19 protein-coding genes and 1 tRNA gene are annotated in these 16,590 nt (G+C 50.3%); 2 read left to right on the plus strand and 18 right to left on the minus strand.

The window, feature by feature from the left end; translation table 11 throughout:
• Positions 1-3: 3 nt before the first annotated feature.
• Positions 4-564, minus strand: a complete 561-nt coding sequence (locus AC1931_RS02680) for a helix-turn-helix domain-containing protein (RefSeq protein WP_483875682.1) — start codon at positions 562-564, stop codon at positions 4-6.
• Positions 565-772: 208 nt separating this feature from the next.
• On the opposite strand from AC1931_RS02680, the gene secG reads away from it, so the two are divergent.
• Positions 773-1,090 (plus strand): preprotein translocase subunit SecG, encoded by a 318-nt coding sequence (gene secG, locus AC1931_RS02685; RefSeq protein ID WP_483875683.1) that lies wholly within the window; start codon positions 773-775, stop codon positions 1,088-1,090.
• A 64-nt stretch (positions 1,091-1,154) separates the two neighbouring features.
• Positions 1,155-1,241, plus strand: a tRNA-Leu gene (locus AC1931_RS02690).
• Between the two features lie 73 nt (positions 1,242-1,314).
• Here AC1931_RS02690 and AC1931_RS02695 read toward each other — a convergent pair.
• The 17 genes from AC1931_RS02695 to xerD all read right to left on the minus strand — a co-directional run bounded on the left by AC1931_RS02695 (position 1,315) and on the right by xerD (position 16,575).
• Positions 1,315-1,923 carry an L-threonylcarbamoyladenylate synthase gene (locus AC1931_RS02695; protein ID WP_483875684.1) on the minus strand — a complete coding sequence of 203 codons (609 nt, stop codon included), beginning with the start codon at positions 1,921-1,923 and terminating at the stop codon, positions 1,315-1,317.
• A 16-nt stretch (positions 1,924-1,939) separates the two neighbouring features.
• Complete coding sequence (locus AC1931_RS02700; RefSeq protein ID WP_483875685.1) at positions 1,940-2,212, minus strand: YbeD family protein; 273 nt, start codon at positions 2,210-2,212, stop codon at positions 1,940-1,942.
• Positions 2,212-2,664, minus strand: coding sequence for a dUTP diphosphatase (dut, locus tag AC1931_RS02705; protein WP_483876160.1), 453 nt, complete (start codon positions 2,662-2,664; stop codon positions 2,212-2,214). The genes AC1931_RS02700 and dut overlap by 1 nt, the downstream gene beginning before the upstream one ends.
• A gap of 93 nt (positions 2,665-2,757) precedes the next feature.
• Positions 2,758-4,857, minus strand: coding sequence for a polyribonucleotide nucleotidyltransferase (pnp, locus tag AC1931_RS02710; RefSeq protein WP_483875686.1), 2,100 nt, complete (start codon positions 4,855-4,857; stop codon positions 2,758-2,760).
• Between the two features lie 176 nt (positions 4,858-5,033).
• A complete protein-coding gene (gene rpsO / locus AC1931_RS02715; RefSeq protein WP_483875687.1) occupies positions 5,034-5,300 on the minus strand; it encodes a 30S ribosomal protein S15 in 267 nt (88 codons plus the stop codon).
• A 105-nt stretch (positions 5,301-5,405) separates the two neighbouring features.
• Positions 5,406-6,326, minus strand: a complete 921-nt coding sequence (gene truB / locus AC1931_RS02720; protein WP_483875688.1) for a tRNA pseudouridine(55) synthase TruB — start codon at positions 6,324-6,326, stop codon at positions 5,406-5,408.
• A gap of 6 nt (positions 6,327-6,332) precedes the next feature.
• Positions 6,333-7,286: a DHH family phosphoesterase gene (locus AC1931_RS02725; RefSeq protein WP_483875689.1), complete on the minus strand. Its 954-nt coding sequence runs from the start codon at positions 7,284-7,286 to the stop codon at positions 6,333-6,335.
• Positions 7,273-7,629, minus strand: coding sequence for a 30S ribosome-binding factor RbfA (rbfA, locus tag AC1931_RS02730; protein WP_483875690.1), 357 nt, complete (start codon positions 7,627-7,629; stop codon positions 7,273-7,275). Before rbfA ends, AC1931_RS02725 begins: the two co-directional genes overlap by 14 nt.
• Complete coding sequence (locus tag AC1931_RS02735; protein WP_483875691.1) at positions 7,626-7,928, minus strand: DUF503 domain-containing protein; 303 nt, start codon at positions 7,926-7,928, stop codon at positions 7,626-7,628. The genes rbfA and AC1931_RS02735 overlap by 4 nt, the downstream gene beginning before the upstream one ends.
• A gap of 15 nt (positions 7,929-7,943) precedes the next feature.
• Positions 7,944-10,730, minus strand: coding sequence for a translation initiation factor IF-2 (gene infB / locus AC1931_RS02740; RefSeq protein ID WP_483875692.1), 2,787 nt, complete (start codon positions 10,728-10,730; stop codon positions 7,944-7,946).
• Entirely contained in the window at positions 10,730-11,317 is a 588-nt protein-coding gene (locus AC1931_RS02745) for a DUF448 domain-containing protein (protein WP_483875693.1), read from the minus strand. The genes infB and AC1931_RS02745 overlap by 1 nt, the downstream gene beginning before the upstream one ends.
• 9 nt (positions 11,318-11,326) lie before the next feature.
• Positions 11,327-12,523 (minus strand): transcription termination factor NusA, encoded by a 1,197-nt coding sequence (gene nusA, locus AC1931_RS02750; protein ID WP_483875694.1) that lies wholly within the window; start codon positions 12,521-12,523, stop codon positions 11,327-11,329.
• Between the two features lie 52 nt (positions 12,524-12,575).
• Entirely contained in the window at positions 12,576-13,052 is a 477-nt protein-coding gene (gene rimP / locus AC1931_RS02755) for a ribosome maturation factor RimP (RefSeq protein WP_483875695.1), read from the minus strand.
• 191 nt (positions 13,053-13,243) lie between these two features.
• Positions 13,244-14,011 (minus strand): RNA methyltransferase, encoded by a 768-nt coding sequence (locus tag AC1931_RS02760; protein ID WP_483875696.1) that lies wholly within the window; start codon positions 14,009-14,011, stop codon positions 13,244-13,246.
• Positions 14,008-14,463: a DNA polymerase III subunit chi gene (locus AC1931_RS02765; protein ID WP_483875697.1), complete on the minus strand. Its 456-nt coding sequence runs from the start codon at positions 14,461-14,463 to the stop codon at positions 14,008-14,010. Before AC1931_RS02765 ends, AC1931_RS02760 begins: the two co-directional genes overlap by 4 nt.
• On the minus strand, positions 14,463-15,665 hold the full coding sequence (locus tag AC1931_RS02770; protein ID WP_483875698.1) for a cofactor-independent phosphoglycerate mutase: 1,203 nt from the start codon (positions 15,663-15,665) through the stop codon (positions 14,463-14,465). Before AC1931_RS02770 ends, AC1931_RS02765 begins: the two co-directional genes overlap by 1 nt.
• Positions 15,666-15,684: 19 nt before the next feature.
• Positions 15,685-16,575: a site-specific tyrosine recombinase XerD gene (xerD, locus tag AC1931_RS02775; RefSeq protein ID WP_483875699.1), complete on the minus strand. Its 891-nt coding sequence runs from the start codon at positions 16,573-16,575 to the stop codon at positions 15,685-15,687.
• Positions 16,576-16,590 lie beyond the last annotated feature (15 nt).

Raw genomic sequence — 16,590 nt, forward strand, 5'->3', positions numbered from 1 at the left:
TGTTCAAACATTCGGCGGCGGAGAAACAACCCACAGAACTTTCGTATGATGCGAACTATTGTTCTTCCAGCGATGGGGGATAGATGCTTTGAAGGCAATTGAATCACCTTCGTTCAGCACATACATATTCTCTTCAATAAAAAATTCCAAAGAACCCCCGAGAACCATCGCAAATTCTTCTCCGGTATGGATCATTCCTCCTTCGCCACTGTCACAGAAGGGTTCCAGAATATCGACAAACACCGAAAACCCCGGATCACGCAGTCCTTGCATTAAGCTGCTGATCTGGTGTTTGTCTTCAAAGAAAAAAACCGGCTCGCCTCGTCCGGCCGGGGTAAAAATGACACTACTCCCCTTTTCCGCCTCTTCGACAAAGTAGCTCAAACTCACCCCAAGCGCAGCGGCAAGTTTCATCAGGATTTCTACTGAAGGCGTCGTCAAACCACGTTCAATCCGAGAAATCATGTTGGAAGAAACTCGAGAAAGGCTTGCAAGTTCCTGTATTGTCTTGTCTCTTTTTAGACGCGAAGATTTGAGTTTGCGGCCGATAAGCTTTTTTACCATGAGCGGTGACTCCAGTGAAAATAGAATAGGGTTCTATCACTGCTAAAAAAGCTTGTCAACCCTGATATGAGAAAAGCTTTACCTCTTCTGGTATACGGTTGAAGAAGGTGGTGAAAAAAAGGAGAATATTTAAACAAAAGTTTGCATCGATGTTCATGTTTATGATAGTTTTCTGCGGTTGCATAGAATCAATGGAGGAAATATTTTCATGATCAGTATTTTGATTGGTATACATATTCTGGTTTCTATTGCCCTGATTGTTATTGTTCTGCTGCAGATGGGCAAAGGAGCACAAGCCGGTGCATCTTTTGGAGCCGGTAGCAGCCAGACCATGTTCGGGTCATCCGGTGGCAACGTCATGACTAAAATAACGGCTACCGTTGCGGTAATTTTTATGCTGACAAGTCTTTCTCTGGCATATTATTACGGTTCATCAGCTTCTAAAACAATTATGCCTGGAACTGTGACAGCCCCAGCCACAAGCGCTCCGGTTCAGCCGGCAACAGAGGCAACGCCCCAGCAGTAGAATGAATAAATTACAAGTTTTCAGTTGACAACAAAAGAAGCAATTCAGTATAAAACCTGCGCTTGCCGAAGTGGTGGAACTGGTAGACACGCCATCTTGAGGGGGTGGTGACCAACTGGTCGTGCGAGTTCGAGTCTCGCCTTCGGCACCAGAATAAAAAAACCCGGCCACATATGTGTTCGGGTTTTTTTGTGCTTTTCTTCCTCTGGTTGTTTCTGTTGGTGCTACTCAATCCAAGATGTATCACCACACCCCTGGCGTAGCACCTCAATTCTGTCGTCAAGCAAACTGATGACGGTTGAAGCTTCGTCCATCAGGATTCCCCCATCAACCACCATATCGACCAATCGCCCCATACTGTTGTTGATTTCATAGGGATCAGCAGGTGTCTTTTCTCCGGAAACATTAGCACTGGTTGTCACCAGCGGATGCCCCAGTTCTTTAACAATGGCATGGCAGATGGCATTCTCGGGAATTCTAACGCCGACGGTTTTCTGCTTGGTACTCAATGAATCAGGAACGATCTTGGAGGCTTCAAGTACAAAGGTATAAGGACCGGGAAGATGACGCTTCATGATTTTAAAAGCAAAATTGCTGACCTGGGCATAGTTGGAAATTTCTGCCAGGTCCTTACAGATAAATGAAAATGGCTTGCGGCTATCACGCTGTTTTATCTGAAAAATCTTTTTTACGGCCCTGCGATTAAAAATATCACAACCAATCCCATAGGTGGTATCCGTCGGATAAACAATAACTCCTCCCTGCTTCAGGCAGGCAACAATTTGAGTAATTAACCGTGGCTGCGGATTTTCAGGATTAATAGATAAATACATGTTTTGCTCCTTTGGCTTACAACAACATCTTCAGTCCCGCAACCTTTTTTAACTCTGCATAGATAGCAGTTAATTGTCCGGCACTGTAAACAGTCAAAACAACAGAGACAGATTGGTAGGTGCCATGACGGCTCGGCTGACTGCGAACGGCTTCGGCCGGCACCGGTGCATGAATGGTAATGGCTTCCACAACCGCTCGGCAAAAAAACTCGCCGCCCTCGCCGATTGCCTTAAACTGGTAATGACAAGGGAACTCCATCAGATCTTCGGGTACTGTGTGCTCATTCATCAATTGTCCCGATCAGTACCTGTGTGACCGAATCCTCCGGATCCACGCTCGGTGGAGTCCAGATCAGCTACTTCCATCAGTTGCGCCTGAACAACTGGAGCAACAACCAGTTGCGCGATACGATCCCCGGGTTTTATTTCAAAAACATCACGACCATGATTGATGACAATGATTTTAATTTCACCGCGATAATCGGCATCAATGGTTCCCGGTGTGTTGACCAGGGTGATCCCATGGTTGATAGCCAGACCTGAACGCGGACGCACCTGAATTTCAAAGCCTGCCGGTATAGCGACAGAAATACCCGTTGGGATCAGACAGCGTTCTCCCGGCGCGAGCAAAATTGGTTCTTTGGGTTCGGCACAGATATCCATGCCGGCAGACAGCCTGGTCATGTAGCGTGGTAATTGCGCCGAAGGATTTATTCTTTTGATTTCTATCACCGGGTTTATCACAAAGAGCACCTTGAATAAATGATGGCCGCAAAAAGAGTGGTACCTTCTGCGGCCATCGTTGCTGATGTTTTATTCTACTGCGGACGCAGATTAACCTTCTTCAGGCATTTCGGCTCCAAGAGCCGCCTTGCGGGACAGCTTGATCTTGCCCTGGCGATCGACGCCGATACATTTAACCAGAACCTGATCTCCTTCTTTAATTACATCGGTCACATTGCGCACACGCTCATTGGCGAGTTCCGACACATGAATCAAGCCGTCGGTGCCGGGGAAAATTTCAACAAAGGCACCAAATTCCATGATCTTTTTTACTGTCCCCATGTAGAGCTTGTCAACCTCGGCTTCCTGAGTCAGGTCGCGAATCATCTTGATCGCCAGTTTCGCCGCAGCCCCGTCAGCAGAAGCTATGTTGATCGTGCCATCATCCTGGATATCAATAGAACAACCAGTGACTTCGATAATACCACGAATATTTTTACCACCTGATCCGATAACAGTACGCACCTGATCCTGTTTAACGCGGATACTGGTAATCTGTGGCGCATATTTGGACAATTCAGTGCGCGGTGCGGAAATGGCTTTGGCCATTTCTTCAAGAATATGAAGGCGACCGGCTTTGGCCTGTTCAAGGGCCTGCTGCATAATCTCCTTGGTAACCCCGGAAATCTTGATATCCATCTGCAGCGCGGTAATACCGCGGGCCGAACCTGTCACCTTGAAATCCATGTCCCCAAGATGATCTTCATCACCGAGGATATCCGACAGGACAGCAATGTCATCGCCTTCTTTGATCAATCCCATCGCGATCCCGGCAATCGGTTCTGAAACCGGCACTCCGGCATCCATCAAGGCCATGGAAGCACCACAAACCGATGCCATGGATGATGAACCGTTCGACTCAAGCACTTCAGAAACAATACGAATAGTGTAGGGAAACTTTTCATGCTCGGGCAAAATCTGGGCAGCACTGCGTTCCGCAAGCATTCCGTGACCGATTTCACGCCGGCCGGGGAAAAGGCGCATGCTGGTTTCACCTACACAAAACGGTGGGAAGTTGTAGTGCAGCATGAACTTCTTGAATTCCATCCCCTGTACATTATCCATGCGCTGCTCATCAGACGAGGTCCCTAAGGTAGTTGTAACCAGAGCCTGAGTTTCACCACGGGTAAACAGGGCACTGCCATGAGTTCGCGGCAAAAGACCAACTTCGCAGCTGATTGGGCGAATATCTGCCATGGCGCGCCCATCAATACGCACACGGTCCTTAGTGACAGTGCGGCGTACAACGGTTTTTTCCAGAGAACCGAGAGCAGCTGCAATTTCGTCCTCGCGCCCTTCAAATTCACCGGCCAGCTGCTCTTTGATATCATTGCGGATGACGCCGAGGGCGGCATAGCGTTCCTGCTTGCTGCGAACAGCAACTGCCTCAACAATACGCGGCTCAGCCAGGTGTTTGACCTTATCCACCAGGACTTGATCTTTTTCAGCAACAACAAACTCACGCTTTTCCCGGCCAACCAGCTTGGCCAGTTCAAGTTGCAGATCAATCAGCGGTTGTAGTGCATTGTGACCAAAGAAGATAGCATCAAGCACTTCCTGCTCTGAGAGAAATTTTGATTCGCCTTCCACCATCATTACTGCATCACGGGAGCCAGCTACAACCAGCTCTACATCACTGACATGCATCTGCTCAAGGGTCGGATTGGCAACAAACTCACCTTCTACACGACCAACGCGTACTGCCGCAATCGGTCCGGCAAAGGGGATATCCGAAATCTCTACGGCTGCAGAAGCTGCCACCATAGCAAGGGTATCGGGATCGTTAATCAGGTCGGCGGAAATAACCGTTGGCATAATCTGGGTCTCGTAGAGATACCCTTTGGGAAACAACGGTCGCATCGGACGATCAATCAGACGACAGATCAGCGTTTCGCGTTCGCTCGACCCACGTTCACGACGAAAGAAAGACCCGGGAATCCGGCCGCTGGCGTAAAATTTTTCTGAATAGTTGACGGTCAGTGGGAAGAAGTCCTGTCCGGGGCGGATAGAATGTCCTGAAACAGCAGTACATAGAATCTTGGTTTCGCCGTAAGTGACAATGACCGCGCCATGAGCCTGACGCGCCATTTTTCCTGTTTCAATCGTCAGGGGTTGACCATTGAACTCTACTTCTACTTTATGATAAGCCATAAAAACTCCTTGTTAGCACCGACCGGCAGCAACCTGACGGCACTTTATGTGGTTATACGAAAAGGAGGATGGCCTGAGACAGCAACCGAAAAAAGATCGGATACTCTCTCCGGACAACCTCCACGATAAAAAACAGACTGAAGCGGCATACCTGAGATCAGGTATGCCGCTTCTTTTTAGCGACGCAAGCCGAGGGACTTGATCAGGGCCCGATAGCGTTCAACATCCTGAGCGACCAGGTAGCTGAGCAGACGGCGGCGCTGGCCTACCATCTTGAGCAGACCACGACGGGAATGGTGATCCTTTTTGTGGGTTTTGAAATGGTCGGTCAGGTAGGTGATCCGCTCTGTCAGAAGAGCTACCTGTACCTCGGGTGATCCGGTATCACCTTCGTGGCGTTTATACTGGTTGATGATTTCTTGTTTACGTTCTGTGCCGAGCACTGCTGTCTCCTTTTTATTGTTAATCTAATTAAGCCAGTGGCGTGGCTGTTAAAAACATCCCTAAGACCTTGAAGATCTACCATAGTTAAGTTGCCGATGTAAAGATTAATCTCCGACAAACTGGTTCTGAAAAACCCGTATCAAATGGAAATCACCGCGTTTTTCGGTGGGGCGCAACGGTTGGTAATCAGCAACAGCAACCAGCCTGTTTTCTTGATCAACCAGGCGTACCCGCTCGCCATCGGCGAGTGGCTGTTTCGAGAGGCACTGCGATTTTTGTGGTGGGACACCGAACATCAGGGTTTTAAGCGCAGGCTCATCCAGTTCAACAGCAGGAAAATCTGCCAGGGTTTCACTGTAGCTTAATAAAGCATCAGCGGGATGATCCGATTGTTTCAGATCATCGAGGCGGCAGCACTGATCAACGCTAAAACGACCGCTACGCAAGCGGCGCAATGCGGTAAGATGAGCACCACACCCCATAGCTATACCCAGGTCATGTACCAATGAACGAATATAAGTCCCTTTTGAACAGTCGACCTCAATAGTTACAAAAGGTAAATCAACAGCAACGACAGCAAGTCGTTCAATGAAAATTAAACGACTTTTCCGCTCAACTTCTATCCCTTGACGTGCCAGTTTATATAGGGGCACTCCGTCACGCTTAAGAGCAGAATACATGGGGGGTTGCTGCTCAATTGTGCCGCGAAAAGCTGCACAGAAGCGATCAACAGAGTCAATATCAAGGGGTGGCACCGGCTTCTCTATCAGAACTCGCCCGAGAGCGTCTAAGGTATCGGTGGTTTCTCCAAGTTTCAGGGTGGCGCGATAACCTTTATCGTCAACTAACAGGAACTGTAATATTTTTGTGGCTTCCCCTACTGCCACCATCAGGACTCCGGTCGCCAAAGGATCAAGGGTTCCGGCATGACCGACCTTGCGGGTTGAGAATATCCGCTTTACCTGGCGAACCACGTCAAAAGAAGTCAGACCTTCCGGTTTGTCGATGAGAAGGATTCCGTGCACAGATAATCAGTTCAGTAATAGATCAAGGTGACGATAAAGTTCGGAGCGGGCAGCATCAAGAGATGCGGCAGAGATACGTGCGCCGGCGGCATTATGATGGCCGCCGCCACCAAGCTGTCGGGCCAGGGTACCAACATCCAGGTTTCCCCGGGAGCGAAAGCTGATCTGGTATTTTCCATCAGCCTGCTCTTTGATAAATAAGGCGATTTCAACACCTTGAACTGCACGGGCATAATTCACAAAACCATCAGATTCCTCTGATGTTGCTCCTGACCGGGCGAGAAATTCCTGTTTCAGAGCGACCGATGCATAGCGACCACAGGCTGAAATATCAAGGGTGTTTAAAACCAGTCCAAGCAGGCGCATGCGGGTACCTGAGAAGCTTTCATACAGATTACTGGCGATCTGCCACGGATCAACACCACACTCAACCAGGGCGCCCGCCAGCTCAAAAGCTTCACGGTTGGCGCTGGAATAGCGAAAGGAACCAGTATCATCAAGCACACCCACATACAGCGCTTTGGCGACCTCAATATCAAGGGGGAAGTTACAAGCATCAAGGAGACGGTAAATCAATACCGCAGTGGCACTGGCTCCAGTGTCAAGGTAGCAGATATCGCCAAAATCAGAGTGGGGGTGGTGGTCAATATTAATCAGCAGATTACAATGTTGTTGTATGGGAATGCCGGCACGCTTCAACTCGCCGGCATCAAGCAGAAAACCGACATCAAAGGACTCATCAGCAGCCAGGCTGCTGCTAACGGATTGGGTTCCGGGAAGAAATGCCAGATTGGCAGGAACACCGTCAACATTGAAAGCGACAACGTCCTTGCCCATTTTTTTCAGGGCCAGGCTAAGGGCCAGAGTTGAACCAATGGCATCGCCATCCGGGCTCTCATGGGAAGCCACCAGAAAACGCTGTGATTTCCGGATGTGGTGGATAATATCATTCAGAATCATGCAAATCACCCTGTACTTGACGTAGCAGCTCATCAATTCGCTGCCCTTTACTGACGGATTCATCAAACTGGAACCTGATTTCCGGCATAAAACGCAGTCTCATGATCTGACTCAGCTCGCGGCGGATAAATGGAGCGGCGCTTTTCAGCCCGGTCTCAGCTGCCTTACGATCGTCAGGATCGGATAAGGTGAAATAGATTCTTGCAAGGCTAATGTCGCGAGACACCTTGACCCCGGTCAGGGTCACTGTAGCGACGCGCGGGTCTTTGATGCGTTCCAGCAGCAGTAAACTTGTTTCTTTGAGGATCTGCTCGCCAACGCGCTCAGGGCGAAAACTACTCAACGTAATGGTTCTCCATAGTGGATAAGTTCAGTTTCGGAATCAATCATTTCAACCGCCCCAGAGGTTTCAATAATTGCTTCAAGCTGGCGGAACACCGAGTTGATCAGCCCTTCACTCGATGAGACAATACTGGCTCCGACAAGCGAGCGTTGCAGCAGGTCGGCATGGCCGACCTCGGCAACAGAAACCGGACAGGATGTGCGTAACTGATTAAGCAAACGTTTAATCACCGAACGTTTCTGCTTTAACGACTGAACTCCATGCAGGCGCAGATCAAAGCGCGCAGCACCAACTATCATGACTGTCCCGGGTGGTTACAGTGACGTTTTCACCTCTTCTATTTCAAATGATTCGATCACGTCACCAACTTTTAAATCGTTATAATTTTCCAGACCAATACCACATTCGTAGCCGGTCAGCACCTCTTTGACGTCGTCCTTGAAGCGTTTTAAAGAACTGAGTTTGCCTTCCCAGACAACAACATTGTCACGGATCAGACGAACCTTGGAGTTACGAATAATTTTTCCGTCAATGACGTAACATCCGGCAATAGTGCCGACGCGTGAAACATGGAACGTGTCACGCACCTCAACCCGGCCCAGATGTTTTTCCTTGAGGGTTGGAGCCAGCAGTCCCTCCATTGCATCACGCACATCATTTACAGCATCATAAATAACACTGTACAGACGAATATCGACCTTTTCGCTGTCAGCCAAGGTTCTGGCTTTGGTTTCCGGCCGAACATTGAATCCGAGAACAATAGCATTAGACGCTGTCGCCAGAGTAATGTCGCTTTCAGAAATGCCGCCGACACCGGTATGGATAACATTGAGACGACAGTTGTCAGTAGCAAGTTTTTCAAGAGCATCTCGTACCGCCTCAACCGAGCCCTGAACATCAGCCTTAATAATAACCGCCAATTCTTCAATGGCACCTTCCTGCATCCGGGCAAACAACTGTTCAAGGGAGGCTTTGCTGCTCTTGGCAAGATCCAGTTCGCGCTGTTTCGATTGACGATGCTGGGAGACCTCTTTGGCAGATTTTTCCGATTCTACTGCATGGAAAGTATCGCCGGCATCAGGCACTCCCCCCAGACCCGTTACTTCGACCGGAAATGACGGACCGGCCTCTTTCACCGGGCTACCGTTTGCAGCTGTCATCGAGCGTACCCGGCCATAATGTAAACCGGCAACAATGGAATCGCCAATTTTCAAGGTGCCATCCTGAACGAGTACCGTCGCAACCGGACCACGCCCCTTGTCCAGACGGGCTTCAACAATTGAGCCTTTTGCGCGTTTAGTGGGACTCGCCTGAAGTTCAAGAACCTCAGCCTGCAGCAGGACCATTTCCAGAAGGGTTTCAAGATTAAGCTTCATTTTCGCCGAAACCTCGACAAAGATGGTCTCGCCACCCCACTCTTCAGGCACCAGCTCAAATTCAGTAAGATCCTGCTTGATTCTTTCCGGGTTGGCTTCGGGTTTATCAATCTTGTTTACCGCGATAATGATCGGAACGCCGGCGGCTTTAGCGTGATTGATCGCCTCTTTGGTTTGCGGCATGACACCATCATCTGCGGCAACAACAAGAATAACGATGTCGGTGACGCCGGCCCCACGAGCTCGCATTGCGGTGAAGGCTTCGTGACCCGGGGTGTCGAGAAAGGTGATCTTACGTCCATCCAGATTTACATCGTACGCACCGATATGCTGAGTGATACCACCGGCCTCTCCTTCCGTTACATTCGCTTCACGGATAGCATCAAGCAGACTGGTTTTACCATGATCGACGTGTCCCATGATGGTAACGACAGGAGGACGTGTCACGAGCTCAGCACTGCTGCTCTCTTTTTCCTTCGGCAACTCAACGTCGAGAATGGTTTCTTCATCAAAAGCGATATTTTCAACCTCATAGTTGAATTCTGAAGCCAGAATAGCGGCTGATTCATAATCGAGGGGATGATTGATCGTCACCATTGAGCCCTGGCGCATCAGCTCGGCAATCAGTTCTTTTGCTTTGACTCCCATCCGCTTGGCCAGTTCGCCAACTGTAATAGAATCACTGATTTTGATAATCCGTTTAATCGCCTTGCTGATGGTAACTTCGGTATTCTTGGTTGCTTTTGATCCTTTGCCACCGCGTTTTTTCTTCTGACCGGGACGTCCCGGCTCAAAGACCTCAACTCGGCGACCACGACGCGAGACGTGACCTTCATTTTGCTCAAACTCGCTATCGTTGCGGCGCCCTTTTTTTCGTTTTTTACTGCTTCTGCTTTCTTTTTCAGGCAGTGGTTGTTCTACCGGCAGCGGCGTTGACAAGTCGGCACGTGCCCGACCTTTAGCTGGTGCCGGAGCTGCAGGCCGAGCCGGGGCACCGGGACGCGCGGGAGAACCAGGCCGAGCCGGGGCACCGGGACGCGCGGGAGAACCAGGTCGTGCTGGACGCGCCGGGCGTTCCTGCTGAACAGGACGGCGCTGGCCTGCTGGTGCTCTGCGCGGCAACTCGACGCGCCCGAGAATCTTGGCGCGGTCCTCTGTCGCATCCTGGGGTTCTGGCCGCTTGCCAGGTTCCGTGCTCTGGACAGCAGGTGCATGGTCAGGCACCAAAGAGGAGGAGTCCTCGGTCTTTTGCGATGGTGCCGCAACCTCGGCAACGCTACCGGTTTTCTCTGCTTTGTGCGCATCGACCACGGTTGCGGTTTTGGCAGACGGCGTGTCAGACTGTTCTTCACCCGCGCGTTGAACGTCCTTGCTAACTGCAGGCGGCGCTACTGCAACGTCAGATTCTGCGGAGGGCGCAGTGGACTGAGCGACGGCAGGCTGTTCGGGTGAAACTTGCGCCGTTTCAGGTTCTGTTGCCGGAACCTCTTCCGGTTCCTGGGCAACCACAGTACGGCGGCGGCGAATCAGCCCTGGCTTAATCCGTTCTTCTTCAACTTTTTCCTGGGTTGGATTATTGAAGCTTTCAAATTTGTGCATATCCTCATCACTCAAGGAACTGGCATGAGAGGCAACATCGACACCGGCCTCAGCGAGTTTTGCCAGTAGATCTTTGTTTTCAATGCCTAATTTTTTTGCAAGTTCGTAAACTCTGACCTTGACCATCAATTCTCCCTTACCAGTTCATACCTGTTCAGTTCATTCTTGAGTAATGTTGCCAGCGCACCATTCTGGATAGCAACGACACTGCGCTCTTGTTTGCCTAACATCTGCCCGAGGAACACCTTGTCAAATAACTGTGTACAAAAAACCTGCTGTCGGGCTGCTGAACTTTCAATTTTTTGTTTCATATTGGCGGTTATGTCTGTTGCCATGACAACTGCTGTCAGCGGCATAGAACCCTTCAACGCATCAATCACCATGCTACTGCCGGCGATCAACTGCCCCGCCTTGCGAGCCATCAGCATCAACCCCTTGATGCGTTGAACCATCACCAACTGCAATTGGGCTTGCAGATCAGCCAACTCGACCGTTTTTAATGTTGCACCAAAAACCCGGTGAAAACTATTTTTTTTAACCGCCTGCGCCAGGCACTGCGGGTTAAAACAGGTATAGAGACCGCGACCAGGCAATTGTTGCCGATAATCGACCACAACCTGACCATGTGGAGCAAGGACAAATCGCAGGAGCACTTTTTTGTCGGCTACCGTGCGGCAGGCAACACAAGTGCGCTGTGGCTGGCATCCGGTCATTACTGTTGGTTACACCTCATCCGTGTCAGAATCAGTCGCAGGCAATTCTTCCTCAACTTTTACCGCTTCATCAACATCTGTCGCGTCGGCAGGCTCTTCTTTATTGCTGGGGGCAAACAGATCCTCTGCGGCCTGACGTTCAGAAGAAACAGGTTCTTCGTCCTGATCCTCCTCCTGGGCGCGCGACTCACTCTTTATGTCGATTTTCCAGCCTATCAGCTTGGCTGCCAGTCTGACGTTCTGCCCCTTTTTGCCGATCGCCAACGAAAGTTGATCGTCAGGAACGATAATTTCCATTGCCTTATCTTCATCATCAATATAAACCCGTGACACTTCTGCCGGTGCCAGAGCCGCGCAGGCAAAGCGCGCCGGATCATGTGTCCAGGGGATAATATCGATGCGCTCACCACGCAATTCAGTCACCACGTTCTGTACCCGTGAACCCCGCATACCGACACAGGCTCCAACCGGGTCAACATCAACATCATGGGACAACACGGCCATTTTGGCGCGGCTCCCCGGCTCACGAACGGCTGCCTTGATCTCAACAATACCTTCGGCAATTTCCGGAACTTCAGAGGTGAATAGAGAAATCAACAGCCCCGGATGGGTGCGGGAAAGGATAATCTGTGGCCCCTTGGCCGACAACTTTACTTCAGAAATATAGGCGCGAACGCGGTCAGACTGACGGTAATTTTCCCGAGGCACCTGTTCGCGACTGGGCAGCAAGGCCTCGGCACGTCCCAGGTCAACAATCAGATCCCCACGCTCATAGCGACGGACAATGCCGTTCACCACTTCACCAACCCGATCACTGAATTCGTTGTATATCCCTTCGCGCTCAGCCTCACGAACTTTTTGGATAATAACCTGCTTGGCGGTCTGAGCAGCAATACGGCTGAACGAGCCGGCTTCCATCATCATCCCCAGGGAGTCACCAATTTCAACATCAGGATCAACTTCCCGCGCTTCATTGATGTCAATTTCCTTATAGGAATCGACAACCTCATCAACAACTGTTACGAATTCAAATACTTCGACTTCACCTATTTCCGGATTAAAATGCGCTTCAAGATCACGGGTGTTTCTGAACTTCTTGTTAGCAGCAGACAAGACTGCAGACTCCAGCGCATCGATCAAAACATCACGATCGATTCCTTTGTCTTTAACAACCTGATCGATGATGTGATTAAGGTTACCCACCATCCTACTATACCCCTTTAAGTGTGATGCGGATGCGCAATGCATCGGCAAACGTTTAAAATTCAGGCACCAGATGTGCCGCATCAATATTGGAAAGTGGAACTCGCACTTCAGCTTGTCGATCCTGCAACGCAATCACTATACAATCCTGCTCCAGCGAGAGAATCCTGCCACTGAGCGTTTTTCTGCGCCTATCTGAACCATCTACATCAATTGCATCAATTGTTTTAATCTTAACCAGATGATCAGTAAAGCGCTCAAAGTCAGCGCGTTTTTTTAGCGGACGATCCAACCCGGGAGACGAAACCTCAAGGTTGTATGCCGTTGGTATTGCATCTTCCACATCCAGCAGGGAACTGATCTGACGACTGGCGACAGCACAATCATCCAGAGTGATTCCACCTTCCTTATCCAGGAAGAAACGCAGCACCCAGCCTTGCGGTTCACGCCGATATTCAATATCCACCAGTTCAAGGTTCATTTCCTCAAACAGAGGCGACACCAGAAATTCAACTTTTCCAATCAGGTCCACATCAAGCACCTTTTTGACATAAAAAAAAGCGAGCCGCGAAGCTCACTTTACAAAACCATCGTAAAACTTACTCCTTTTACCACGCTAAATAGATAAAGGCAAGAAAAAATCTGGATAAAAGCAGCATGCAGCAGATAGGACACTGGAGTCAGGAGGGTTCACCCCAATATTCCGAATTCTATATTCTTCATTCAATCTTTTGCTCTACCCCTTCCATTCTTCATACCCGTAGCGATATCGATCTGATTGAACATGCCACGCAAGATTCTGACTTCACGGTCATTAAGGCCTGCACGCCCCAAAATTCGGCGATAGGTGCGCATGATATGATCGGGGTTCTGGGGGTTGAGATAGTCGATCTGCAGGAGTGTTTGCGTCATATGCTGGTAGAGGGCTTCGAGTTGCTGGTTGCCTGCCAGTTTTTTTCGTCCATGAGCCTGGCCCGCGATCTCCCCTGCCCTTTTGTAAACTTCGTAAAGGCAGACCAGCACCGCTTGCGCCAGATTCATCGAAGGCAGACGTGCGTCGGTGGGAATCGTAACAAAGTGCTGACACAGATCGAGCTCCGAGGTAAAGAGTCCTTTGTCTTCCCGTCCAAAGACCAAAGCACTGGCACTTTCAGGGTCAATATCAAGTATCAGATTGGCGGCCTCGTCGGGGTGAAGCATTCCCTCGCGGTAGCGTCCGAAACGACGAGTAGTACCGATGCTCAAGGAGCAATCAGACAGGGCTTCCGGTAACGACGAGTAGATCGTCGCCTGCTCAAGCAGATCAGCTGCCTTGACCGCCATATTACGAGCCTCGCGCCCGAGATGATCAACCTGGGGATTGACCAGGCGTAGATCGGTTGCACCATAGTTGTACATGGCACGACAGACGGAGCCGATATTGCCTGCTCCCTGCGGTTCTACCAGAACGATGGCAGGGCGGTTGCTGGAATGTTGCCGGTCTATTGTCATTGCTTTTCTGCTTGGTCGCCAGCTGCCGCAGGCTCTATCTGCGGATCGTACCCGCTCTGCTTGAAAAGACGAAACCTTTCCCGCGCCGATTCTGTCAGCTGCGGGTCGTAGGTTTCAGCGAAATCATAAACCTTCTCAAAATCTTTTAAAAAGGACGGAGAGCAGGGGGCCGCACAGATCAATACGACAGACATATTGGGATTGAACTCCACCGTTGAAATGACGATCGCTTCGTCACAAGACTCGCCGAAGGAATTAATGACCTTGTGGGGCAAAAAGGAGTCTTTTTTCCAGGTCCATAAATAACGATCAAGGGCCGTAGCCATGTCATCATCCGCCACAACAATCAAAATACGTTGACCACGGTTAAAATACCGTTCCGCGAGGCGAACGACATGCAGGGCTTTTTCCCGGCGTTCAAGGCGAATAAAAAAAATAGTGGGGAAACTCATTACAGGTGACGTTCGAGCAGAAGATTCAGCAACTCGTGCCCTTTTACCTTGTAGCCGGTATTTGCGGCTTCCCTCTCTGAATAAGCGAGCGCCGAGGAGGCAAAGTCGCAGCGTGAGTCATAAAGCACAAAAGGAACAGGATCACGGGTGTGAGTGCGCTTTGCTACCGGGGTCGGATGATCAGGTGTGACCAGGATACGGCATTCGCCGATGTGATCGAGATTGTTGATGATCGTGCCGACCACCTCACGGTCGAAGTTTTCTATTGCTTCGATCTTTTCTTTCAATAAGCCACCATGGGCAGCTTCATCCGGTGCTTCAACATGGAGATAAACAAAATCACGGCTTTTCAGCGCAGCAACTGCATATTCGGCTTTGCCGCGATAATTGGTATCGATGTAGCCTGTCGCCCCGGGCACAAGAATGATATCAAGGCCGGCATTGACGCCGATGCCTCTAATTAAGTCAACTGCAGAGATGACGGCACCGGTCAATCCGTAACGTTGATAATAGGTTTCCATGGTAGGCCGGCGCCCATGCCCCCACAGCCAGATGGAGTTTGCCGGTAGCTGTCGCTGCGCCACGCGGCGATTATTGACCGGGTGATCAAGAAGGAGCATCTGGGCTGAATTCATCAGATCGTGAAGGATTGCTGCCCCTTCACCTTGCGGAAGATGATCTTCGATGCTCTGGGCTGAGATATCATGGGGAGGAGTAAATTTGAGCTGATCCTTGCCATTTTTCCAGACCATCAGATGACGATAGGAAACCCCCGGGTAAAAATGAAATTCATCGCCACCCAGTTCACCATGCAGGCATTTAATAAGCTCAGTGGCCTCTTCCGTACTGATATGTCCGGCCGAAAAATCACCCATGTAGATTTTACCGAAATGAGCTTCCAACCAGACGAAGTTAAGGCGAAATGCCACATCCTCCGGGTCAAGTTCAACCCCCATACTGGCGGCTTCCAGGGGGGAACGCCCGGAGTAACAGTCAGCAGGATCGTAGCCAAACACTGACAGGTTGGCAACATCACTGCCTGGCGGGTAGCCGTCTGGAACCGTTGCCGCCAGGCCAACCTGCCCCTTGCGGCATAGTTCGTCCATGTAAGGGGTATGAGCGGCCTCCAGGGGGGTTTTCCCATCGAGTTCATTCATCGGTTCATCGGCCATGCCGTCGCCGAGAAGAATAATGTATTTCATGAATTATCCTGTCGTCTGGTCATCCGCGCGGGTGAAACTGTTGATGCGCCTGCTTAAGGCGTTCCTGGATGACGTGGGTATAAATCTGGGTTGTTGAAACATCCGCATGTCCAAGCATCGCCTGAACTGCGCGTAAGTCCGCTCCATTTTCAAGAAGATGGGTGGCAAATGAGTGACGCAACAGATGCGGGTAGACAGTTTTGTTAATACCCGCGCAAAGAGCATAACCTTTAAGTTTTTTCCAGAAACCCTGGCGACTCAACCTGCTCCCGCGGGCATTTAAAAAAACTTCCTGGCATGACTTGCCTTTCGTCATGAGCGGCCTGACATTCTGCAAATAATCGTTGAGAAATTCAAGGGCAACTTCCCCTAAAGGGATCAAGCGTTGCTTTGACCCCTTCCCCATGACATAAACGCAACCAATATCGAGCTTCATGTCTGCCAGACGCAGATCCGTTATTTCACTGACACGCATACCGGTGGCGTAAAGGACTTCCAGCATTGCTCGATCACGGCGAGCAACATGGGTATCACCGCGGGGCGCTTCCAACAGGACTTCAACCTCAACCGTACTGAGTAAGTGCGGCAATTTGGAGCGGGTTCTTGGCGCATCAATAAGTGTGGTCGGATCTGTCGGCGTGTGTCCCTCGCGCACCAGAAAGCGATGAAAATGCCGCAGGGTGCTTAACACCCGGGCACGACTGCGTGGAGCCAACCCCTGTTCACGTAAATGGGTAAGAAAACCGACAATGATCAACGAGTCGACTTGTTCCGGCTTTTCAATCTTTACAATCCGGGCAAGGTAATCGCTATACGCGGCAAGGTCACGCGCATAGGCTGCAATGGTATTGGCGGCCAGTCCTTTTTCGACACTGATAAAATTGAGAAAATGATCAACGCAAATATTCATTGTCAGTGGGCCACC

This window comes from Pelovirga sp. C15f, from assembly GCF_057178085.1.